20 protein-coding genes are annotated in these 22,069 nt (G+C 57.1%); 11 read left to right on the top strand and 9 right to left on the bottom strand.

From position 1 onward, the window contains the following. Nucleotides 1-84: 84 nt before the first annotated feature. On the top strand, nucleotides 85-1,083 hold the full coding sequence (locus SOP97_RS11785) for a glutathione S-transferase family protein (RefSeq protein ID WP_274089190.1): 999 nt from the start codon (nucleotides 85-87) through the stop codon (nucleotides 1,081-1,083). A 45-nt stretch (nucleotides 1,084-1,128) separates the two neighbouring features. Here the strand turns inward: SOP97_RS11785 and cysG are convergent, their stop codons facing one another. From cysG to ftsK, 6 genes are all read right to left on the bottom strand, one after another. Further along, the gene (cysG, locus tag SOP97_RS11780; protein ID WP_322949282.1) at nucleotides 1,129-2,523 is read right to left on the bottom strand and encodes a siroheme synthase CysG; all 1,395 of its coding nucleotides are present in this window, start codon (nucleotides 2,521-2,523) and stop codon (nucleotides 1,129-1,131) included. 73 nt (nucleotides 2,524-2,596) lie between these two features. After that, complete coding sequence (gene serS / locus SOP97_RS11775) at nucleotides 2,597-3,877, bottom strand: serine--tRNA ligase (protein WP_274089188.1); 1,281 nt, start codon at nucleotides 3,875-3,877, stop codon at nucleotides 2,597-2,599. A 113-nt stretch (nucleotides 3,878-3,990) separates the two neighbouring features. Further along, a complete protein-coding gene (crcB, locus tag SOP97_RS11770) occupies nucleotides 3,991-4,371 on the bottom strand; it encodes a fluoride efflux transporter CrcB (protein WP_274089187.1) in 381 nt (126 codons plus the stop codon). Beyond that, a complete protein-coding gene (locus SOP97_RS11765) occupies nucleotides 4,368-5,693 on the bottom strand; it encodes a replication-associated recombination protein A (RefSeq protein ID WP_274089186.1) in 1,326 nt (441 codons plus the stop codon). Before SOP97_RS11765 ends, crcB begins: the two co-directional genes overlap by 4 nt. Nucleotides 5,694-5,726: 33 nt before the next feature. Then, entirely contained in the window at nucleotides 5,727-6,353 is a 627-nt protein-coding gene (gene lolA / locus SOP97_RS11760; protein ID WP_274089185.1) for an outer membrane lipoprotein chaperone LolA, read from the bottom strand. A 29-nt stretch (nucleotides 6,354-6,382) separates the two neighbouring features. Then, nucleotides 6,383-8,815, bottom strand: coding sequence for a DNA translocase FtsK (gene ftsK, locus SOP97_RS11755; protein ID WP_411912056.1), 2,433 nt, complete (start codon nucleotides 8,813-8,815; stop codon nucleotides 6,383-6,385). 197 nt (nucleotides 8,816-9,012) lie between these two features. Between ftsK and trxB the strand changes: the two genes are divergently transcribed. The 4 genes from trxB (at nucleotide 9,013) to infA (ending at nucleotide 11,788) form a co-directional block, all read left to right on the top strand. Further along, nucleotides 9,013-9,963, top strand: a complete 951-nt coding sequence (gene trxB, locus SOP97_RS11750) for a thioredoxin-disulfide reductase (protein ID WP_274089183.1) — start codon at nucleotides 9,013-9,015, stop codon at nucleotides 9,961-9,963. A 63-nt stretch (nucleotides 9,964-10,026) separates the two neighbouring features. Further along, nucleotides 10,027-10,707 (top strand): leucyl/phenylalanyl-tRNA--protein transferase, encoded by a 681-nt coding sequence (gene aat / locus SOP97_RS11745; protein ID WP_274089182.1) that lies wholly within the window; start codon nucleotides 10,027-10,029, stop codon nucleotides 10,705-10,707. Between the two features lie 54 nt (nucleotides 10,708-10,761). Then, on the top strand, nucleotides 10,762-11,469 hold the full coding sequence (locus tag SOP97_RS11740; RefSeq protein ID WP_322949281.1) for an arginyltransferase: 708 nt from the start codon (nucleotides 10,762-10,764) through the stop codon (nucleotides 11,467-11,469). 100 nt (nucleotides 11,470-11,569) lie between these two features. Further along, nucleotides 11,570-11,788, top strand: a complete 219-nt coding sequence (gene infA, locus SOP97_RS11735; RefSeq protein WP_002553999.1) for a translation initiation factor IF-1 — start codon at nucleotides 11,570-11,572, stop codon at nucleotides 11,786-11,788. 100 nt (nucleotides 11,789-11,888) lie between these two features. Here the strand turns inward: infA and clpA are convergent, their stop codons facing one another. Both clpA and clpS read right to left on the bottom strand, forming a co-directional pair. Beyond that, the gene (gene clpA / locus SOP97_RS11730; RefSeq protein ID WP_274089180.1) at nucleotides 11,889-14,159 is read right to left on the bottom strand and encodes an ATP-dependent Clp protease ATP-binding subunit ClpA; all 2,271 of its coding nucleotides are present in this window, start codon (nucleotides 14,157-14,159) and stop codon (nucleotides 11,889-11,891) included. 29 nt (nucleotides 14,160-14,188) lie between these two features. After that, nucleotides 14,189-14,551, bottom strand: coding sequence for an ATP-dependent Clp protease adapter ClpS (clpS, locus tag SOP97_RS11725; RefSeq protein WP_274089179.1), 363 nt, complete (start codon nucleotides 14,549-14,551; stop codon nucleotides 14,189-14,191). 228 nt (nucleotides 14,552-14,779) lie between these two features. Here clpS and cspD point away from each other — a divergent pair, with 228 nt between their 5' ends. Beyond that, on the top strand, nucleotides 14,780-15,043 hold the full coding sequence (gene cspD, locus SOP97_RS11720; protein ID WP_274089178.1) for a cold shock domain-containing protein CspD: 264 nt from the start codon (nucleotides 14,780-14,782) through the stop codon (nucleotides 15,041-15,043). Nucleotides 15,044-15,115: 72 nt separating this feature from the next. On the opposite strand, the gene icd is transcribed toward cspD, so the two are convergent. Then, entirely contained in the window at nucleotides 15,116-16,372 is a 1,257-nt protein-coding gene (icd, locus tag SOP97_RS11715; protein WP_274089177.1) for an NADP-dependent isocitrate dehydrogenase, read from the bottom strand. Between the two features lie 362 nt (nucleotides 16,373-16,734). Here icd and SOP97_RS11710 point away from each other — a divergent pair, with 362 nt between their 5' ends. From SOP97_RS11710 to SOP97_RS11690, 5 genes are all read left to right on the top strand, one after another. Beyond that, a complete protein-coding gene (locus SOP97_RS11710) occupies nucleotides 16,735-18,960 on the top strand; it encodes an NADP-dependent isocitrate dehydrogenase (protein ID WP_322949280.1) in 2,226 nt (741 codons plus the stop codon). A gap of 113 nt (nucleotides 18,961-19,073) precedes the next feature. Further along, on the top strand, nucleotides 19,074-19,514 hold the full coding sequence (locus SOP97_RS11705) for an NUDIX hydrolase (protein ID WP_274089175.1): 441 nt from the start codon (nucleotides 19,074-19,076) through the stop codon (nucleotides 19,512-19,514). Nucleotides 19,515-19,575: 61 nt separating this feature from the next. After that, nucleotides 19,576-20,694, top strand: a complete 1,119-nt coding sequence (mnmA, locus tag SOP97_RS11700) for a tRNA 2-thiouridine(34) synthase MnmA (RefSeq protein WP_274089174.1) — start codon at nucleotides 19,576-19,578, stop codon at nucleotides 20,692-20,694. Then, entirely contained in the window at nucleotides 20,691-21,311 is a 621-nt protein-coding gene (gene hflD, locus SOP97_RS11695; RefSeq protein WP_274089173.1) for a high frequency lysogenization protein HflD, read from the top strand. The genes mnmA and hflD overlap by 4 nt, the downstream gene beginning before the upstream one ends. Then, a partial coding sequence (locus SOP97_RS11690; RefSeq protein ID WP_322949279.1) for a DMT family transporter occupies nucleotides 21,311-22,069 on the top strand: 759 nt, incomplete at its 3' end. The genes hflD and SOP97_RS11690, both read left to right, overlap by 1 nt.

The following is a 22,069-nucleotide window of genomic DNA, read 5'->3' as shown; positions in this document are numbered from 1 at the left end:
CTGATGTGTTTAGTCGTCTTTTTACACTTTTTAACCGAGTACAAGCCGTTAGACTGACCCTTCATGCATCACGGAGTCAGTCCTATGGGCCTGCTTATAGACGGACACTGGCGAGACCAGTGGTATGACACCGGCGACAACGGCCGCTTTCAACGTGAAGACGCACAACGGCGCAATTGGATCACCGCCGACGGCGCGGCGGGCCCCAGTGGCACTGGTGGCTTTGCCGCAGAAGCTGGGCGCTATCACCTGTATGTCTCACTCGCCTGCCCATGGGCGCACCGCACGCTGATTTTGCGCCAGCTAAAAGGCTTGCAACCGCTGATTGGCGTTTCGGTCGTCAGCTGGTTAATGCGCGAGCATGGCTGGACGTTCGACACCGAGCACGGTGCCAGCGCTGATGCCCTCGACGACCTGACCTACCTGTACCAACGCTATACCGCCGATGACGCTCAATACACCGGGCGAGTGACGGTCCCCCTGCTGTGGGACACACAACAGAAACGCATCGTCAGCAATGAGTCAGCCGAGATCATTCGCATGTTCAACGGTGCCTTCGATGCACTGACGGGCAATCGCCTCGATTTTTACCCCGAGCATTTACGCGAGCAGATCGACGCCCTCAATGAGCGCATCTACCCCGCCATCAATAACGGCGTGTACCGTGCGGGTTTTGCCACGCGCCAGGATGCTTATGAGGAAGCGTTCGATGAGCTTTTCGACGCTTTGGATGATCTAGAAGCCAGCCTGAACAGCCGCCGCTATCTGGCCGGCGAGTATCTGACAGAAGCGGATATCCGCTTGTTCACCACGTTGATCCGCTTCGATGCGGTTTACCATGGCCACTTCAAGTGCAACCTGCGCCGATTGGAGGACTATCCCAACCTGTCCAACTGGCTGCGTGAGCTGTATCAGTGGCCAGGTATTGCCGAGACCGTGGATTTCATCCACATCAAAAGTCACTACTACGCCAGCCACGCCACCATTAACCCAACCGGGGTGATCCCCAAGGGGCCGCAGTTAGCCTTAGACCGAGCGCATGACCGTGAGCGTCTAGTGGGTAAGGGAATTTACCAAGGCTAAGTATGCCCCTGGGACCCAGCAGAGGGTCCCAGCTCCTACAGCCGCTTAATCGCGGCGAGTAGCGTCTTCGAACCAAGCCAGCTTTTCGCGCAACTGCACCACTTCGCCGACGATCACCAGGGTTGGCGCATGCACTTCATGCTCGGCGACCAGCTCGGCCAGGTTGGCCAATGTCCCGGTAAACACCCGCTGGTTTTGTGTGGTGCCCTGCTGGATCAATGCCGCCGGCGTTGATGCGGCGCGCCCATGGGCGATCAGCTGTTTGCAAATCATGGGCAAACCCACCAGGCCCATATAAAACACCAGGGTCTGGCTGGAAGCTGTGAGCTCGTTCCAAGGCAGATCACTGCTGCCATCTTTCAAGTGCCCGGTCACAAAACGTACCGATTGCGCATGGTCACGGTGGGTCAGTGGAATCCCCGCATAGGCCGCGCAGCCTGACGCCGCAGTAATGCCCGGCACAACTTGAAACGGAATACCGTGAGCGGCCAGCTCTTCAATTTCTTCGCCACCGCGACCGAAAATAAACGGATCGCCGCCCTTGAGGCGCAGTACACGTTTGCCTTCTTTGGCCAGAGTGACCAGGCGTTGATTGATTTGCTCCTGCGGCAGTGCGTGCTCGGCGCGCTGTTTGCCCACATAGATACGTTCAGCATCGCGGCGGCACAGCTCGATAATCGCCGGCGCTACCAGGCGGTCGTACAGCACCACATCGGCTTGCTGCATCAGGCGCAGGGCACGGAAGGTCAGCAAGTCAGGGTCACCCGGCCCGGCGCCAACTAGGTACACCTCACCGAGTGCGCGCGGTGCAATGCCGGCAATTTTTTCTTCCAGCAGGCGCTGACCTTCCTGCAGTTTGCCGGCGAACACACTTTCGGCCACTTGGCCCTGGAACACGTCTTCCCAGAACACACGGCGCTGCTGTACATCGGGAAACAGGCCTTTGACCTGGGCGCGGAAGCGCTTTGCCAAGCCAGCAAGCTGACCATAGGTCGAAGGAATCCAGGTTTCGATTTTGGCGCGGATCAGCCGAGCCAGCACCGGCGCATCGCCGCCACTGGTAATCGCCACAATCAACGGTGAGCGGTCGACGATGGCCGGGAAAATCACGCTGCACAGCTTCGGCGCATCCACCACGTTGACCGGAATACCCAACGCCTGGGCCTGGGCCGATATCTCGGCATTCAGCGGCTCGTCGTCGGTGGCAGCAATAATCAGCGCCACGCCGTGTAAATCATCCGGCTGGTAATCACGCAGCAGCACCTCACCCTGGCGGGCCGCGGCCATTTCACGCAGTTCTTCACGGATATCAGGCGCGACCACCCGCAACTTGGCACCGGCATCGCTGAGCAAGCGCGCCTTGCGCACGGCGACTTCACCGCCACCGACCACCAGTACCAGGCGATCCTGCAGCTTGTGGAACAGGGGCAGAAAATCCATGACACGCACTCTCAATCAGATAAACAAAACGGGGCGGTATTGGCCGCCCCGTCGCAGGTAACAGAAGCGCTGCTTAGCCGATCACTTCGATACCGCCCATATAGGGCTTCAGAACGTCCGGTACGCGAATGCTACCGTCGGCCTGCTGGTAGTTTTCCAGTACCGCAACCAGGGTGCGGCCGACTGCCAGGCCCGAGCCATTGAGGGTGTGCAGCAGCTCTGGCTTGCCAGTTTCCGGGTTACGGTAGCGCGCTTGCATACGGCGGGCCTGGAAATCACCACAGTTGGAGCAGGAGGAAATTTCGCGGTACTTGTCCTGGCTCGGCACCCAGACTTCGAGGTCGTAGGTTTTAACCGCGCCAAAACCCATGTCGCCCGTGCATAGCGCCAGCTTGCGATAAGGCAGTTCAAGCAACTGCAGCACGCGCTCGGCGTTGCCGGTCAGGCTTTCCAATGCCTCAAAGGATTGGCTTGGCTCGACAATCTGCACCATCTCGACTTTATCGAACTGGTGCTGACGGATCATCCCACGGGTATCGCGACCGGATGCTCCGGCCTCGCTACGGAAGCATGGGGTATGCGCAACCAGCTTCAGCGGCAGCTGCTTCGGATCAAGAATCTCGCCGGCGACGATATTGGTCAGCGACACTTCAGCGGTTGGGATCAGATACAGATCCGCTTCGCCTTCACGGCTGATCTTGAACAGGTCTTCTTCGAATTTCGGCAACTGGCCGGTGCCTTGCAGCGCTGGCGCCTGCACCAGATAAGGCGTGTAGGCTTCTTCGTAGCCGTGCTCGCCAGTGTGCAGGTTGATCATGAACTGTGCCAGGGCACGGTGCAGGCGAGCGATGGGGCCACGCAACAGGGCAAAGCGCGCACCGGACAGCTTGGCGGCGGTTTCAAAATCCAGCCAGCCGTGCTGTTCACCCAACGCAACGTGGTCCTGAATCGGGAAATCGAAGCTACGCGGCGTGCCCCAACGTGCCACCTCGACGTTGCCGTCTTCGTCTTCGCCAATCGGTACCGACTCATGCGGCAGGTTGGGGATATTCAGCAGCAGGATGTCGAGTTCGCTTTGAATGGCATCAAGCTCACGCTTGCCCGCCTCCAGATCACTGCCCATCTGGTCGACATCGGCCAGCAGTGGCGCAATGTCTTCACCGCGCTGTTTGGCCTGGCCAATGGATTTGGAACGACTGTTGCGCTCGGCCTGCAGCTGCTCAGTGCGGGTCTGCACAGTTTTGCGCTGGGCTTCGAGCGCTTCGAAGCGTGCAACATCAAGTACAAAGCCACGGGTGGCCAGGCGCTCGGCCACTTCATGGAGCTGGGTACGAACGAGTTTGGAATCGAGCATGTTCTGGTCTCAACACATCACAAGGGTTTGCATGGCCGTTGCCATGGCGCGCAATGCCGCGCAGTTTAAGGCTTTAACAGGGTCGCGTGCCACACCGCGGGTTAGACAAGGCGCTACTGGTAGAGGCGTGCCAGGCTAAATCCGCCCCAAACCGCGGTGACACCACCCAAAACGCTGCATAACAGGTAGGCAAATGCCTCATTGTGGCGGCCACTTTCAAACAGCTTGAGTAGCTCCAGGCTGAATGAGGAGAAGGTGGTAAAACCGCCGAGCAGGCCAATGATCAAGCCGCTGCGCAACTCGATGGGCAGATCGCTGCGCAGCAGCAATAACCCAGAGAGCAGGCCGATCAGCAGGCAGCCAAGGATGTTGACGGTGAAGGTGCCAATGTAAAAGTACCGCGGCCATTGTGCGGCGACCCAACTGGCGGTTAGAAAGCGCAAAACGGAGCCGACTGCGCCACCGAGGGCTACGGCCAAGGCCACACGAATCATGGTTTTCTCCGCTGCCGAGGGCTATTGCGATCTTGATTCTGCAAGTGCTGCAGCTTGTCGCGAATCTTCAGCTCCAAACCACGCGGCACAGGCTGATAGTAGTGACGCGGCTCGAAGGCTTCCGGGAAGTAATCTTCCCCAGCCGCATAGGCATCGGGTTCATCGTGGGCATAACGGTATTCGTCGCCATAGCCCAACTCTTTCATCAGTTTGGTTGGCGCGTTGCGCAGGTGCAGCGGGACTTCCTGCGAGCCATGTTCGGCGGCATCGCGTTTGGCGGCGTTAAAAGCGTTGTAAACCGCATTACTTTTTGGCGCGCAGGCCAGGTAGACAATAGCCTGAGCCACGGCTAGTTCGCCCTCGGGGCTGCCCAGACGCTCTTGAACATCCCAAGCATTCAGGCACAGGGTTAAGGCGCGTGGGTCTGCGTTGCCAATGTCCTCGCTGGCCATGCGCACCACACGCCGAGCGATATACAACGGATCACAGCCGCCATCGAGCATGCGTGCAAACCAATACAGCGCGCCGTCTGGGCTGGAGCCGCGTACAGATTTGTGCAGCGCGGATATCTGGTCGTAAAAGGCTTCGCCGCCCTTATCGAAGCGCCGGCGGGTATCGCCAAGCAGATTGAGCAACAGCTCGCTATCGATCGCGCTGCCGTCCTCTACCAGGTCCGCCGCATTTTCCAGAAAGTTGAGCAAACGGCGGCCATCACCATCGGCGGCTGCCTGGAGAATCTTAAAACTTTCTTCGGGCAGGCTCAGTTGGCGCTCGCCCAGGCCTTTCGGGTCACTTAAGGCGCGCTCGACCAGTTTGCGCAACGCGCTTTCATCCAGGCTCTTAAGCACGTAAACGCGCGCCCGTGAGAGCAAGGCGTTGTTCAGCTCGAACGAAGGGTTTTCCGTGGTCGCGCCAATAAAGATCAGCGTGCCGTCTTCCACATAAGGCAGAAAAGCATCCTGCTGGGACTTGTTGAAGCGGTGTACTTCGTCGACAAACAGGATGGTCTGGCGGCCGTATTGCGCAGCGTGTTGCTGGGCCACTTCGACTGCCTGTCGGATTTCCTTGACCCCCGAGAGCACGGCGGAAATCGTTTCGAAATGCGCGTCGGAAACCTGGGCCAATAGCCGCGCCAGGGTGGTTTTACCCACGCCGGGCGGCCCCCAGAAGATCATTGAGTGCAGCGCCCCCTGCTCCAGGGCTTCACGCAAGGGCTTGCCACGGGCGAGCAAATGCTCCTGGCCGACGTAATCGTCGAGGCTGGCTGCACGCAAGCGGGCAGCCAGAGGTTGAGCAACGGGGGCCTTGCGAAACAGGTCCATGATCGGGGGTTAACGCCTCTTGCTCGAGTGTTTCTACTCTTGGATCACGTCGGCGCCGGCCGGAACGTCGAAGGTGAATTGCGCGTCGTCTTGCGGCTCATTCATTTTCACGTTGAGGAACAGAATATTGGTGCGCTGACCAATGCTGTCGATCAACTGCATGTCATTCAGCACGTTGTTACGGAACGACAGACGCAGGCTGTCGAACAGGGTGTCTTTGGACTTGGGCTTGAGGATGAAGTCGACCACATTGCCGCCTTCCTTGTGGCTGATGTCGAAGTTCTCGCGAATCTTCGATACATCGCCGGAAAGCAGCAGCGCCGGGGTGTGAGTCAGACGCTGGTCAAGGGTCTGGATGGTCACTTGCAGCAAATCCGGGTCATACAGCCAGACTTTTTCGCCATTGGAAACCAGCAATTGCTCCATCGGAGCATCGGTGTGCCAGCGGAACAGACCTGGGCGCTTGAGCACAAGCTGACCGGCGGTTTCCTGCAGCTGAGTACCGCTGCCATCCAGCGTCAGCTGGGAAAAGCGCGCAGTAATGGTTTGCGCCTGATTGAGCAGCTCGGTCAAGCGCTGCACAGCGACTTCATCGTCAGCCATGGCGGCAACGCTGGTAAAACTCAGTACGGTCAGCAACAGCATGCGAATCAGGCGCATGGGGATCCTTATCAGTTCAGGGCGAAGTGTTAATCGCGAACGGGGCTCGGGGCTATGACCTCACGAGAGCCATTGGTGTTCATTGAGGTGACGACGCCAGCCATTTCCATGGCCTCAATCATCCGTGCAGCACGGTTGTAGCCGATTTTAAGTTTACGCTGCACCGCCGAAATTGAAGCGCGCCGGCTCTCGAGGACGAAATTGACCGCCTCATCATAAAGCGCATCTGTCTCACTGCCTTCACCACCCTCACCGCTGCCTTCAAAACCACTACCGGCCTCTTCAGCGCCGTTGAGGATGTCATCGATATAGTCCGGCGTGCCGCGCTGTTTCCAGGCTTCCACGACGCGGTGGACTTCTTCGTCGGAAACGAATGCACCGTGTACACGGATCGGCAAACTGGTGCCCGGCGGCATGTAGAGCATGTCACCGTGCCCGAGCAGTTGTTCGGCACCGCCTTGGTCAAGAATGGTCCGCGAGTCGATCTTGCTCGATACCTGAAACGCCATGCGGGTCGGAATGTTGGCCTTGATCAGGCCAGTGATCACATCCACCGAGGGCCGCTGTGTGGCGAGAATCAGGTGAATCCCCGCCGCACGGGCTTTCTGGGCGATACGCGCGATCAGCTCTTCAACCTTTTTGCCGACAATCATCATCATGTCGGCAAACTCATCGACCACTACCACAATGGTCGGCAGCGGCTTAAGCAGCGGCGCTTCATCGTGCATGCTTTCGCGTTTGTACAGCGGGTCGGACAGCGGCTCACCGGCATCGATGGCGTCTTTGACCTTGCGGTTGAAGCCCGCCAGGTTACGCACGCCCATCTTCGACATCAGCTTGTAACGACGCTCCATCTCGGCGACCGACCAGCGCAGAGCGTTGGCAGCCTCTTTCATGTCAGTAACCACGGGGCATAACAGGTGCGGAATGCCTTCGTAGATCGACAGCTCAAGCATTTTCGGGTCGATCATGATCAAGCGCGCCTCTTCTGGCGTGGACTTGAACAGGATCGACAAGATCATTGCGTTGACCCCTACCGACTTACCCGAACCGGTAGTACCGGCCACCAGCAGGTGGGGCATTTTGGCCAGGTCGGTAATCACCGGCTTGCCACCGATATCGTGACCCAGGGCCAGGGTCACCGGCGACTTGGCTTCGTCGTACTCAGGCGACGACAGCACTTCGGAGAAGCGCACTATCTGCCGGTCTTCGTTAGGAATTTCAATACCGACGGTGGTCTTGCCAGGGATCACTTCCACCACCCGCACGCTGATGATCGCCATCGAGCGCGCCAAGTCTTTGGCCAGGCCGGAGATACGGCTGACTTTGATCCCGGCAGCTGGCTGGATTTCGAAGCGGGTAATCACCGGGCCGGGATGAACGGACTCGACGATGACCTCGACACCAAACTCCTTGAGTTTAATTTCCAGCAGCCGTGACATCGCCTCCAGGTATTCAGGCGAGTATTTCTTCTGAACTTTTTCCGCCACATCGAGGATCGATAAGGGTGGCAGGCTGCCAGCAAGGACGCTGTCCTCGAATAGGTTGACCTGTTTTTCTTTGAGCACACGTTTGCTGGGCTCAGGCTCTTTCGGCGTAGTGGTCGGTGCGATTACCGGTGCGGCGCGGTTGATGCGCTCGCTCATGTGTTTACTCAGTGACTCTTCGCGCTGAATAAGGCGTTCTTTGACTTTGGCCTGCTCGCGACGATCCAACACAATCGGTGCAGAGACATCACTGACCCGCTCATCGACCTCGCGCAGCTGCGCCACCAGTTGCTTGCGCTCAACCCGCGCATTCCACCAGCGGTTGGCCAGGCTCTGGATCAGCTCGATAAGGTCCAGGGTGATCTTGCCGGTCAGGTCCATCACCTTGAACCATGACAGGTCGGTAAACACCGTCAACCCGAAAAGGAACAAGGCAATCAATAACAGCGTGCTGCCCTGCACGTTCAGGCCATTGATGGCCAACTGCCCTAAGCTCTCTCCTAGGGCGCCGCCAGCAGAGGCCGGCATGCTTGAACTGGAATCAAAATGAATAAATGCCAGCGCGGCCCCGGACAACACCAGAAACATCAGGCCGATTAGCCGCCAAGAGAACAGCCAGCCGCTCCACTGCCAAGGCTGATGCCGGGTGCGGAACACTTGCCATGTTTTAACGGCCAGTAGTAGCGGGAATAAATAGGCGAAATAGCCCAGCGCCATAAACAGAATGTCAGCGAACCAGGCACCAGCGCGCCCGGCTGAGTTCTGTACCTGCTCAACGTTGCTGGTGTGGGTCCAACCAGGGTCGGCCGCATCGTAAGTCAGCAGCGCCATCCACAGATAAAGACAAAGCGCACCCAAGCCAATCAATGCGCCTTCTTTCAGTCGAGAAGGCAGCTGCTGACGCCAGATTGGGAGTTGTGCGGTTGGGCTAGATTTCTTCAAAACGCTTGTGTTCCTGCACCTGGGGCGCCGAATAAGGGATTAACGGTAAACATGCCGCGATTGTACGGGTTTAGCGAGGTGGTGCCAGGCTCCAGGTCTCGCTGGCGCGAGCGGCGGCAGTTGACTCCCGCTCGTTACCTGCTTCGGTGTAGCATATCGGCCACTGTCTTGCGCGCAGCTCAATTTGAGCATGCATTCTCTTTTGTGACAAAGGCTTATGAGGTGTTTTTATGAGCGAAGTCAAGCATTCACGCTTGATCATCCTGGGCTCCGGCCCTGCTGGTTATAGCGCTGCCGTTTACGCCGCCCGCGCCAACCTTAAGCCTGTGATCATTACCGGCATGCAACCTGGCGGTCAGCTGACCACAACTACTGAGGTGGACAACTGGCCCGGCGATGTCGAAGGCCTGACCGGGCCAGCGCTGATGGAACGCATGCAAAAGCATGCCGAGCGCTTCGATACCGAGATCGTCTATGACCACATCCACACCGCCGAGTTGCAGTCGCGCCCTTTCACATTAAAAGGCGACAGCGGCACTTACACCTGTGATGCCCTGATTATTGCCACCGGCGCATCGGCGCAGTACCTGGGCCTGCCATCGGAAGAGGCCTTTGCTGGCAAGGGTGTTTCGGCCTGCGCAACCTGCGACGGCTTCTTTTATCGCAACCAAGTGGTCGCAGTAATCGGCGGCGGTAACACTGCGGTTGAAGAAGCACTGTACTTGTCGAATATCGCTAAGGAAGTCCACTTGGTGCATCGCCGCGACAAGCTGCGCTCCGAGAAGATTCTTCAGGACAAGCTGTTCGACAAGGCTGCAAACGGTAACGTAGTGCTGCATTGGAACCACTCGTTGGAAGAAGTGCTGGGCGACAACACCGGTGTTACCGGGGCACGCCTTAAAGACACGCAAACCGGTGTCACAACCGATCTGCCACTTGCAGGCGTGTTTATCGCCATCGGTCACAAGCCCAATACCGATCTATTCCAGGGACAGCTGAACATGCGTGACGGCTACCTGCTGATCAAAGGCGGCAATGAAGGTAATGCCACCGCCACCAGCATCGACGGGGTGTTCGCGGCAGGGGACGTGGCCGACCACGTCTACCGCCAGGCCATCACTTCGGCCGGTGCCGGCTGCATGGCAGCGCTGGATGTCGAGAAATTCCTCGACGACAACTGATCCATCCTTGGGCGGACACACATCCGCCCTCCCCTCTCATCTATCCGAATCCCGGCCCTGCTTATGCTGACGTGGCTGCAACGCGACTCTCTGGATTTCCCGCCGCTATCTAAAGCCCTGCGCGAACCCAATGGCTTGCTAGCTGCTGGTGGTGACCTGCGCCCAGAACGTTTGATTCAGGCTTATCGTCATGGCTGCTTCCCCTGGTTTCAGGATGGCCAGCCAATTCTCTGGTGGTCGCCAGACCCGCGCACCGTTTTGTTTCCCGACAACCTGCATATCTCGCGCAGCTTGGCCAAAGTGTTGCGCCAAGGCCGTTATCGGGTGACCTTTGACCGCGCATTTGCTGACGTCATTCGCGCCTGTGCCGGCCCGCGCAGTTATGCGGCAGACACATGGATCACTAGCCCGATGCAGGACGCCTACCTTGAGCTGCACCGCCGAGGCGTAGCGCACTCAGTTGAAGTATGGCGTGAGAACGAGCTGGTTGGCGGCCTGTATGGCTTGGCCATGGGCCAGCTGTTTTTTGGTGAATCGATGTTTAGCCACGCCGATAACGCATCCAAAGTGGGTTTCGTCACCCTGGTTGAGCAGTTGCAGCGCTGGGGATTTGTCCTGATCGACTGCCAGATGCCAACCGAGCATTTACTCAGCCTGGGCGCCCAAACGATTTCACGCACTGATTTCGCCCTCTACCTGAGCGCTCACCTTGACCAGCCCAGCCGAGCAGACTGGCTCGCCTAGGCGAGTTTGCCAGCCTGGCTTACACTTGCTGAAGACCGATCCCGAGAGCCGATCATGACTGAGCTGGCCCGCCTGAAGTTTTACGCCACTCAACCGCACGCCTGCAGCTACCTGCCCGACGAACAGGCTACAACGCTGTTCCTCGACCCCAGTCAGCCCATGGACGTGCAGGTTTACGCTGAACTTTCAGAAATGGGTTTCCGCCGCAGCGGTGATCATCTCTACCGCCCGCACTGCCAACAGTGCAGCGCTTGCGTCCCGGCGCGCATTCCTGCGACACAGTTCAACCCCAGCCGCCAACAGCGGCGCATACTCAAGCGCAATCAGGACATCCAGGTGCGCCTCGTGCGCCCAGCATTTACCGAAGAATATTACGCGCTGTACGCGCGTTACATTGAACAGCGGCATGCTGATGGAGATATGCATCCGCCAAGCCGCGAACAGTTTTCGACATTTTTGGTACGCGACCTGACGTTCTCACGTTTCTATGAGTTCCGCCTGGACAGCCAGCTGCTGGCAATTGCAGTGACCGACGTGCTACCCAATGGATTATCTGCGGTTTACACCTTTTACGAGCCAAGCGAGGAACGGCGCAGCCTCGGGCGCTTTGCCATCCTCTGGCAAATTGCCGAAGCCGCCCGGCTTGAGCTGCATGCGGTCTATTTGGGTTACTGGATTAAGAACTGCCGCAAAATGAGTTACAAGACCGAATACCGCCCTATTGAGCTGTTCGCTAACCAGCGCTGGACCAGCCTTAACTGAAGCTCTTGGCGTAAACCCCAAAATTCGGGCACAATGCACGCCGCTTTTGCCTGGCGCCAGTTGCACCGGGCCATTCATTGGATACCGAGGGCTTTACTGCATGTCGAAAGAAGACAGCTTCGAAATGGAAGGCACTGTCGTCGACACCCTGCCCAACACCATGTTCCGTGTGGAGTTGGAAAATGGGCACGTCGTTACTGCGCACATCTCCGGAAAGATGCGCAAAAATTACATCCGCATTCTGACTGGCGACAAAGTTCGCGTTGAACTTACGCCTTATGACTTGAGCAAGGGCCGCATTACCTATCGCGCCCGTTAACAGGCCGCTGAAAACCTAGTTTTCCGGCATCTGTTACACCAAGCTCCAGTAAAAACGCCCGGCATTGCCGGGCGTTTTTGTGGGCGAAAGCAAACTTCGCTTAAGCCATTTCTGCAGTGGTTTCGAACTCAAAGGTCAGTTCGCCATCTTCTATATCGATGTGCACCACACCACCGTGGTCAGCTAGCTCGCCAAAGAGAATCTCTTCCGCCAGCGGCCGCTTGATCTTGTCCTGGATCAAGCGAGCCATTGGTCGGGCCCCCATTTGCACGTCGTAACCGCTCTGCGCCAACCAGCTGCGCGCCGCACTACTGACTTCCAGCGTAACCCGCTTGTCCTCAAGCTGCGCCTGCAGCTCGGTAAGGAACTTGTCGACGATGCTTTTAATCACCTCATGACTCAGCCGGCCGAACTGAATAATGGTATCCAGGCGGTTACGGAACTCAGGCGTGAAGCTCTTCTTGATCACTTCCATGGCATCAGACGAGTGGTCCTGATGGGTGAAGCCAATGGATGCACGCGCAGCCGTTTCGGCCCCTGCGTTAGTCGTCATGATCACAATCACGTTGCGGAAGTCTGCTTTGCGGCCGTTGTTATCGGTCAGGGTTCCGTGGTCCATGACCTGCAGCAACAGGTTAAAGACTTCAGGGTGAGCCTTTTCGATCTCATCGAGCAGCAGCACACAGTGCGGCGTTTTGGTTATGGCCTCGGTTAACAGGCCACCTTGATCAAAACCGACATAACCAGGCGGCGCACCTATCAAGCGCGACACAGTATGACGCTCCATGTACTCAGACATGTCAAAACGCACCAGTTCAACGCCCAAGGCTTTAGCCAGCTGGCGAGCCGCTTCAGTCTTACCAACCCCGGTGGGACCGGCAAACAAAAACGAACCGACCGGTTTATCGGGCGCTTTAAGGCCGGCGCGCGACAGCTTGATTGCCGTGGACAGCGAGTCAATCGCGTCATCCTGGCCAAACACGGTGAGCTTTAAGTCGCGCTCAAGATTGCGTAGCAATTCTTTATCCGAGCTGCTGACATGCTTAGGTGGAATGCGGGCAATTTTCGCCACGATATCTTCCACTTGTGCGACATCGATACGGGTCAAGCGCTTATCCAAAGGCTGCAGGCGCTGGTAGGCACCGGCCTCATCGATCACGTCAATGGCCTTGTCCGGCATGTGCCGGTCATTGATATAGCGCGAAGCCAGTTCCGCGGCGGCCCGTAAGGCCTCATCACTGTATTCAATACTGTGGTGCTGTTCGAAACGCCCCTTCAGGCCGCGCAGGATACCAATGGTGTCCTCTACCGATGGCTCAACCACATCAACTTTTTGGAAGCGCCGTGCTAACGCGCGGTCTTTCTCGAAGATGCCGCGGAATTCCTGGAAAGTAGTCGAGCCAATGCAGCGAATTTCCCCAGAAGACAGCATGGGCTTAAGCAGGTTGGAGGCATCCATCACCCCGCCAGAAGCAGCACCTGCGCCGATAATGGTGTGGATTTCATCAATAAACAAAATGGCATGCGGGCGTTTACGCAGTTCATTGAGCAGAGCTTTCAGTCGTTTCTCAAAATCACCACGATATTTGGTCCCGGCCAGCAGTGCACCGAGATCCAGTGAATAGACCACGCTATCCGCCAGCAAATCAGGCACTTGCTTGTCGACAATGCGCTTGGCCAACCCCTCAGCAATAGCCGTCTTACCTACGCCGGCCTCACCGACCAGCAGAGGATTATTCTTGCGGCGGCGCGCGAGAATCTGCGCAACACGCTCAACTTCCATCTCACGACCCACCAGTGGGTCAATACGCCCCTGGCGAGCCAGTTCGTTTAGGTTGCTGGCATAAGCATCTAGTGGATTACTGGAGCTGGAAGACTCACCACCCTCTTCGTCCTGCATTTCCTGCTCGGTTTCCGCATGGCCGCCGTGACCGGGCACCTTGGATATGCCATGAGCAATAAAATTGACCACATCAATACGCGCAACGCTCTGCTGCTTAAGCAGGAATACGGCCTGACTTTCCTGCTCACTAAAGATCGCAACCAGCACATTGGCACCGGTCACTTCACGCTTGCCGGAACTCTGCACATGGAAAACCGCGCGCTGCAGAACGCGCTGAAAACCCAGCGTAGGCTGCGTCTCGCGCTCTTCATCATGTTGAGGGATAAGCGGGGTGGTGGAGTCGATAAATTCCTGCAGGTCATGCCGCAGTTTATCTAGGTTAGCCCCGCAAGCACGTAACACGCTGGCGGCAGCCTCGTTATCCAGAAGGGCAAGTAACAAGTGCTCAACTGTCATAAATTCATGACGCTTGGTACGTGCCTCCTTGAAAGCCAGATTGAGGGTAACTTCGAGCTCTCGATTTAACATAGCTTCACCTCATGCCCAAGTGGCCGGCGTTAACCGTCCTTCTCTATTTCACAGAGTAGCGGATGCTGGCTCTCTCTCGCATATTGATTCACCTGTGTCGCTTTGGTTTCAGCAATATCGCGAGTAAAAATTCCGCACACTGCCCGCCCCTCTGTATGGACGGCCAGCATGATTTTGGTCGCTTGCTCTCGATTCAGGTTGAAAAACACCTCAAGAATTTCGACGACAAAATCCATAGGCGTGTAGTCATCATTGAACAAGATCACCTTGTACATCGGAGGTGCCTGCAGTGCTGGCTTGGCCTCCTGTACGGCTAAGCCATAGGAATCTTCCTCATGCTCAGCGGGATCATCTTGGTTGGATGTTAGTCGAATCTGGCTACGTGCATGCATGCTGAATAGCTTCGTTGATGGGCGAATAGTCTGTACAGGACAGAGTTTGACTGGCTTCTCAGCCAGTTACAGCATTGCCTTGACTATCGGCAAAACGGTGTTACAAACAATGAATACCCTGAGCGGGTATTAAAGGGGTTTCGCAGTGTTGCTAGCGCATGTCAAGCAACGTGTGGAATGAGGTGGATGATACTCCAGTGATGGAGTCCTTTGCAGAGGGATATCAGCATGGTTAGCGGTAAGGTCAAGTGGTTCAACAACGCCAAAGGTTACGGGTTTATCGTGGCCGATGGTCGAGATGAGGACCTGTTTGCCCACTACTCGGCCATCCAGATGGACGGCTATAAAACGCTGAAGGCTGGCCAGTCAGTAAGCTTCGATATTATTCAAGGCCCCAAAGGGCTCCACGCCGTTAACATCAGTGCAGCTTTCGCTGCCAATGAAGCACCCGCTGCAATTAAGCAAACTCAGGATTCACCGGTACAAGCCTGACGTCTTTTATAGGCGGGTAATCGCACAATAAAAAGGCCGGTCAAATGACCGGCCTTTTTATCAGCGCTTCCCTTACATGTGCGAAATCAATGCATCACCAAATGCCGAGCAAGACAGCAACTTGGCACCATCCATCAGGCGCTCAAAATCATAGGTCACTGTCTTGGCCGAGATAGCGCCATTGGTGCCCTTGATAATCAGATCGGCAGCTTCGACCCAGCCCATGTGACGCAGCATCATTTCAGCGGACAGGATCAACGACCCCGGATTCACCTGATCTTTACCGGCGTACTTCGGCGCAGTGCCGTGAGTGGCCTCGAACATCGCAATGGTGTCGGAGAGGTTGGCGCCTGGAGCGATACCAATACCACCCACTTCAGCAGCTAGGGCGTCTGATAGATAGTCACCATTGAGGTTCAAGGTGGCAATTACGTCATACTCGGCTGGGCGCAACAGGATCTGCTGCAGCATGGCGTCGGCGATAGCATCCTTAACGATGACGTTCTTACCTGTTTTCGGATTCTTGAACTGCATCCAAGGACCGCCGTCGAGCAGGGTTGCGCCGAACTCTTCAGCAGCAATTTCATAAGCCCACTCTTTGAAGGCACCTTCGGTGAACTTCATGATATTGCCTTTGTGCACGATGGTAAGTGAGTCGCGGTCGTTATCGACCACGTACTGCAATGCCTTGCGCGCCAGACGCTTGGTACCCTGCTTGGACACCGGTTTAACGCCGATACCACAATCCTGGTCAAAGCGAATTTTGGTAACGCCCATTTCCTCTTTGAGGAATTTGATCACTTTGTTTGCTTCTGGCGAGCCGGCTTTCCACTCGATACCGGCATAAATGTCTTCCGAGTTTTCACGGAAGATGGTCATGTCGACATCACCCGGTTTCTTAACTGGGCTCGGTACGCCTTCAAACCAGCGCACTGGGCGCAGGCAGACGTACAAATCAAGCTGCTGACGCAGGGCCACGTTCAAGGAGCGGATGCCGCCACCCACTGGCGTGGTCAGCGGGCCCTTGATGGACACCACATAATCTTTGACTGCATCCAGGGTTTCCTGGGGCAGCCAGGTGTCCTGATCGTAAACCTGAGTGGCTTTTTCGCCGGCGTACACCTCCATCCAGGAGATCTTGCGCTCGCCGCCATAGGCTTTGTGAACGGCAGCATCGACGACCTTGATCATCACCGGGCTGATATCAACGCCGATGCCATCCCCTTCAATGAAGGGAATGATTGGATTATTCGGTACGTTCAGAGATGTATCGGCATTTACGGTGATTTTGTCACCGGTTGCTGGCACCTGGATCTTTTGGTATCCCATGCTGGACTCCGTCTTGTGGTTAAACCGTCAGATCACCCGAGAGTACCCCACTTGATTCGGGCGAAACCATATGTTCGTTGGTCTTATGCGCCAAGGCATTCTGCGACGCGCTGCCGCAGTGATATACTGCGCGCTGACCAACAGGTCATGAGGCGTAGGTACCCCGAATAAGTGGCTCGCGTCTTGATACCGTCGAACTGCTACAGCGATTCAACGGCTCGAAATGCTCAACACTCTACTGGTGCATCCAACATCACCGCGGCAAGACCTCGATTTCAAGTCCGCTCTTCATTGGGCTTGTGCGCTTACCTGCGCATGTCGAGTGCTTATGTACGCTCAGCAAAGAAGAGAGTTAACTCTAAATGTCCACCCCTTCGAAGATCATTTATACCTTCACTGACGAAGCCCCAGCCCTTGCGACCTATTCGCTGCTACCTATTGTAGAAGCCTTCGCAGCCTCTGCTGGTATTGCTGTCGAAACACGCGACATATCTCTTGCAGCCCGCATCCTCGCCAGCTTTGCTGACCAGCTGGATGCCGACAAGCAGGTCGATGATGACCTGGCTAAGCTGGCCGTTCTGGCGACCTCTCCCGAAGCCAACATCATCAAACTGCCGAACATCAGTGCCTCGGTGCCGCAGCTCAAAGCCGCTATCGCCGAACTGCAAGCCCAGGGCTATAACATCCCCAATTTCCCTGAAGACCCGCACACCGACGCCGAGAAAGAAGCACGCGCGCGTTACAGCAAAGTGCTCGGCAGCGCGGTCAACCCGGTTCTGCGTGAAGGTAACTCCGACCGTCGCGCACCTGCCGCGGTAAAAGCCTTTGTGCGCAAGCATCCGCATTCGATGGGTAAGTGGAGCATGGCTTCGCAGTCCCACGCTGACTACATGCGCGGCGGCGACTTCTTCTCCAGCGAGCAGTCGATCACCATGGCAAACGCCGGCGACGTGCGCATTGAATTTGTTGGCAAAGACGGCAAGGTCGAAGTCAAAAAGCAACTCGCCCTGCAAGAAGGCGAAGTCTTCGACAGCATGTACATGAGCTGCCGCAAGCTGCGCGACTTCTTCGAGAAGACCCTGCAGGACTGCAAGGACACCGGTGTAATGTGGTCCCTGCACGTCAAGGCGACCATGATGAAGGTGTCTCACCCGATCGTCTTTGGTCACGCCGTCAGCGTTTACTACAAAGATGTGTTCGATAAATACGGCAAGCTGTTCGAAGAGCTGGGCGTTAACCCGAACAACGGCATCAGCAGCGTCTACGACAAAATCAAATCCCTGCCGGCCTCACAGCAGGAAGAAATTCTCGACGACATCCACGCCTGCTACAGCGGTCGCCCTGAAATGGCCATGGTTGATTCGGTCAAGGGCATCACCAACCTGCACATCCCAAGCGACGTAATCGTCGACGCCTCGATGCCAGCGATGATCCGCAGCTCCGGGCAGATGTGGGGCAAAGACGGCAAGCTCAAGGACACCAAAGCGGTGATGCCGGAAAGCACCTACGCCCGCATCTACCAGGAAATGATCAATTTCTGCAAAACCAACGGCGCGTTCGACCCTACCACCATGGGCAGCGTACCGAACGTCGGCCTGATGGCGCAGAAGGCTGAAGAATACGGCTCGCACGATAAAACCTTCGAAATGACCGTCGATGGCAGCATGCGTGTTGTGCTGGCCGATGGCACTGTACTGATGCAGCACGAAGTTGAGGCCGGCGACATCTGGCGCGCCTGCCAGACCAAAGACGCACCGATCCGTGACTGGGTCAAGCTGGCCGTTACCCGCGCCCGTCAATCCAATACACCGGCAATCTTCTGGCTCGACCCAGAGCGCGCTCACGACCGCGAGCTGCAGAAGAAGGTAGAAGTTTATCTGCAGGACCATGACCTCACCGGTCTGGATATCCGCATGATGGATTACAACCAAGCCATCCGCGTGAGCATGGAGCGCTTGATTCGTGGCCTGGACACCATTTCGGTGACCGGCAACGTATTGCGCGACTACCTGACCGACCTCTTCCCAATCATGGAGCTGGGCACCTCGGCGAAGATGCTCTCCATCGTTCCGTTGATGGCAGGCGGCGGCATGTACGAAACAGGTGCGGGCGGTTCAGCACCCAAGCACGTGCAGCAGCTGATCGAAGAGAACCACTTGCGCTGGGACTCGCTGGGCGAGTTCCTGGCCCTGGCGGTATCTCTGGAAGAGACCGGTATCAAGACCAACAACGCCAAAGCTAAACTCCTGGGCACCACCCTGGACGCCGCGACCGGCAAGTTGCTCGACAGCAACAAGTCGCCTTCGCGCAAAACCGGCGAGCTGGACAACCGTGGCAGCCACTTCTACTTGGCGCTCTACTGGACACAAGAGCTGGCAGCGCAGACTGAAGACTTGGCGCTGCAGGCACAGTTCGCGCCATTGGCAAAGGCCCTGGGCGACAATGAAGCCGCTATCGTTGCTGAGCTTAGTGCTGTGCAGGGCAAGCCTGTGGATATTGGCGGTTACTACCGCTCCAATCCACAGCTGACCAGCCAGGTTATGCGCCCCAGCGCTACGTTTAATGCGGCCCTTGCTGCACTGGCGTAACGTTTGACGCGAAACCTGTAGTAACCCAGAACCCCTGGCCTTGCGCCGGGGGTTCTGCGTTTAGCCGCAGAGCAATCACCTAATGATTTATGCTTAACAACAGGTAAACACCTATGGATTGGCAGCCACACATCACCGTCGCCACCGTTATTGAGGACCAAGGGCGCTTCCTTTTGGTTGAAGAAATGGCCGAGGGGCGAGCGGTATTCAATCAGCCCGCTGGCCACTTGGACGCCAACGAAAGCCTGCTGCAAGCCGCCATTCGCGAAACGCTTGAAGAAACCGGCTGGGATATCGAGCTGACGGGCGTTACGGGGATCTACCTGTACACCGCCCCGAGCAATGGTGTGACCTACCAGCGCGTATGTTTTGCCGGTAAAGCGTTGCGTCATCATCCCGAGTACACGCTAGATCACGGCATCATAGGCCCACGCTGGCTGACCCGTGACGAGCTAGCGGCGCAACCCGAGCGCTGGCGCAGTGAGTTGGTAGTGCGCTGTATCGATGACTACCTGAGCGGGCACTGTTTTCCGCTGTCACTTATCCGCGATTAACGGCCAAGCACCTCAGCCTGCTAGAATCGCCCTCTTTTTCGAAGCCGTGTCCAGTATTCCCATGCAAGCGCCAAGCACCCAACGCGTCATCGTCGGCATGTCCGGCGGCGTAGATTCCTCCGTTTCCGCCTTGCTCCTGCTCGAGCAGGGCTACCAGGTCGAAGGCCTGTTCATGAAGAACTGGGACGAAGACGACGGCACCGACTACTGCACCGCCATGGACGATCTGGCGGATGCGCAGGCGGTGTGCGACAAAATTGGCATCAAGCTGCACACCGCCAACTTTGCCGCCGAATACTGGGACAACGTGTTCGAACACTTCCTGGCCGAATATAAGGCCGGGCGAACGCCCAATCCGGACATCCTGTGTAACCGCGAAATCAAGTTCAAGGCTTTCCTCGACTACGCCCTGATGCTGGGTGCCGACCTGATTGCCACCGGCCACTATGTGCGTCGGCGCGACATCGACGGCCGTACAGAACTGCTTAAAGGTTTGGATCCAAATAAGGATCAGAGCTACTTCCTGCATGCCGTGGGTGGCGAGCAGATTGCTAAAACGCTGTTCCCGGTTGGCGAGCTGGAAAAACCTGCCGTGCGCGCCATTGCCGAGAAATACCAGCTGGCCACGGCGAAGAAGAAAGACTCCACGGGTATCTGCTTTATCGGTGAGCGGCGCTTCAGCGACTTCCTCAAGCAATACCTACCGGCGCAACCGGGCAATATCGAAACCACTGAGGGCGAGGTTATCGGTCGCCACCACGGCCTGATGTACCACACCATCGGTCAGCGCCAGGGCTTGGGCATTGGCGGTCTGAAAGATGCTAGTGATGAGCCTTGGTATGTGCTGCAAAAAGACCTCACGCGCAACGTGCTGGTGGTAGGCCAAGGTAATCAGCACCCCTGGTTGTTTAGCCGCGCCCTGCTCGCCTCCGAGATCTACTGGGTCAATCCGGTTGATTTAACCACCCCACGTGAGCTGACCGCCAAAGTACGTTATCGCCAGAGCGATCAAGCCTGCACGCTTGAACAAACCCCTAGCGGCTTCCGTGCGACGTTTGCCGAGCCGCAGCGCGCAGTTACGCCAGGGCAGTCCGTGGTGTTTTACGACGGCGAAATCTGCCTGGGCGGCGGTGTCATTGAAGTCGCCGAGCCATGGACCATGCAGGAGCCGCAAACGTGAACCCAATCCGTGAGCAGTTGATCGCCCTCGGGGCGGTATTCGAGTCCGCCGTATTGGTCGATACGCTGGCGCGAACCGGCCAGGTCAGTGAGCCCGCTGTGGCATGCATGATCAACAGCCTGCTGGTGCGCGACCCGAAGAACACGCTGGACGTGTATGGCGGCGATGACCTGAATTTGCGTGAGGGTTACCGCGCCCTGGTGGGCGCACTCGAGCGTGACCCAGCCAGCCTGCAGCGCGAGCCATTGCGCTACGCCTTGGCCTTGACCGCGCTGGAGCGGCAACTGAATAAACGCGGCGATATGCTGCAAGTGATGGGCAGCCGCCTCGATCAGATTCAGCAGCAGGTTGAGCTCTTTGGCTCGACCCATGAGAACGTCATCGCCAACTGCGGCAGCCTGTACCAGGACACTATCAGCACGTTCCGCCAACGCATTCAGGTGCAAGGCGACATGCGCCATCTGCAGCAGGCCAATAATGCGGCGAAAATCCGCGCACTGCTGCTTGCCGGGATTCGTTCTGCGCGCCTGTGGCGCCAATTGGGCGGCCATCGCTGGCAGATGGTGTTCAGCCGCAGCAAGCTGCTCAAAGAGCTTTATCCACTGCTGCGCAGCTAATGCTCACGCGCTCGGTCAAGCCGTTACACGGTGCGGCATTACTGGCACTTTCAGCGCTGTTGTTTTCGTTTATGGGAGGCGCGATCCGCGAGGTCTCCGTCAGCGTCAACAACGAATCGGTGGTGTTTTTTCGCAACCTGGTGGGCGTGCTGTTCTTTCTGCCGCTGATACTGCTCAAAGGCGTGCAGCCGCTTAAGACCGGGCGCTTAAAGTCACACCTGTGGCGCACCACCTATGGCTTGGCGGCGATGTACTGCTTCTTCTACGCCATTGCCCACCTGCCGCTAACTGACGCCATGCTGTTCACTTACTCGGCCCCAGTGTTTACCCCAATAATCGCCTGGTGGTGGCTTAAAGAGCCGCTGACCAAGCGCATGCTACTAACGTCAGGCATTGGCCTCGTTGGTGTATTGCTGGTGGCCAAGCCATCTGCGGCGCTGCTGGACAGCCATACGCTGATCGGTCTGACAGCCAGCATCCTGGCTGCATTCGCGTTTGTTTCGATTCGAGAAATGAGCGACACCGAGCCGGCGTTTCGGATCGTGTTCTATTTTTCACTGTTCAGCGCGCTGATCTCGGCCATCCCCCTGGCTTGGGCCTGGCAACCGCTGTCGCAGCATGACCTCGGGCTATTGCTGATGATCGGTCTACTGGCGACTGCCAGCCAGATCATCATGTCCAGGGCTTACGCCCTTGCGCCACCAGGCCTGATCGCCGGCAAAGACGATCGCCAGGTAAGCAAAGGGGCCGATCAGGCC

The organism is Pseudomonas spirodelae (assembly GCF_034653255.1).
Taxonomy (GTDB): Bacteria; Pseudomonadota; Gammaproteobacteria; order Pseudomonadales; family Pseudomonadaceae; genus Aquipseudomonas; species Aquipseudomonas spirodelae.
Note: the sequence above shows the minus strand (reverse complement) of the source record. Positions and strands in the feature narration are given on the sequence as shown.

Excerpts from the sequence above, each read along its gene's own strand:
- SOP97_RS11785 (WP_274089190.1), top strand. The coding sequence starts at position 85 with ATGGGCCTGCTTATAGACGGACACTGGCGAGACCAGTGGTATGACACC.
- cysG (WP_322949282.1), bottom strand. The coding sequence starts at position 2,523 with ATGGATTTTCTGCCCCTGTTCCACAAGCTGCAGGATCGCCTGGTACTG.
- serS (WP_274089188.1), bottom strand. The coding sequence starts at position 3,877 with ATGCTCGATTCCAAACTCGTTCGTACCCAGCTCCATGAAGTGGCCGAG.
- crcB (WP_274089187.1), bottom strand. The coding sequence starts at position 4,371 with ATGATTCGTGTGGCCTTGGCCGTAGCCCTCGGTGGCGCAGTCGGCTCC.
- SOP97_RS11765 (WP_274089186.1), bottom strand. The coding sequence starts at position 5,693 with ATGGACCTGTTTCGCAAGGCCCCCGTTGCTCAACCTCTGGCTGCCCGC.
- lolA (WP_274089185.1), bottom strand. The coding sequence starts at position 6,353 with ATGCGCCTGATTCGCATGCTGTTGCTGACCGTACTGAGTTTTACCAGC.
- trxB (WP_274089183.1), top strand. The coding sequence starts at position 9,013 with ATGAGCGAAGTCAAGCATTCACGCTTGATCATCCTGGGCTCCGGCCCT.
- aat (WP_274089182.1), top strand. The coding sequence starts at position 10,027 with ATGCTGACGTGGCTGCAACGCGACTCTCTGGATTTCCCGCCGCTATCT.
- SOP97_RS11740 (WP_322949281.1), top strand. The coding sequence starts at position 10,762 with ATGACTGAGCTGGCCCGCCTGAAGTTTTACGCCACTCAACCGCACGCC.
- infA (WP_002553999.1), top strand. The coding sequence starts at position 11,570 with ATGTCGAAAGAAGACAGCTTCGAAATGGAAGGCACTGTCGTCGACACC.
- clpA (WP_274089180.1), bottom strand. The coding sequence starts at position 14,159 with ATGTTAAATCGAGAGCTCGAAGTTACCCTCAATCTGGCTTTCAAGGAG.
- clpS (WP_274089179.1), bottom strand. The coding sequence starts at position 14,551 with ATGCATGCACGTAGCCAGATTCGACTAACATCCAACCAAGATGATCCC.
- cspD (WP_274089178.1), top strand. The coding sequence starts at position 14,780 with ATGGTTAGCGGTAAGGTCAAGTGGTTCAACAACGCCAAAGGTTACGGG.
- icd (WP_274089177.1), bottom strand. The coding sequence starts at position 16,372 with ATGGGATACCAAAAGATCCAGGTGCCAGCAACCGGTGACAAAATCACC.
- SOP97_RS11710 (WP_322949280.1), top strand. The coding sequence starts at position 16,735 with ATGTCCACCCCTTCGAAGATCATTTATACCTTCACTGACGAAGCCCCA.
- SOP97_RS11705 (WP_274089175.1), top strand. The coding sequence starts at position 19,074 with ATGGATTGGCAGCCACACATCACCGTCGCCACCGTTATTGAGGACCAA.
- mnmA (WP_274089174.1), top strand. The coding sequence starts at position 19,576 with ATGCAAGCGCCAAGCACCCAACGCGTCATCGTCGGCATGTCCGGCGGC.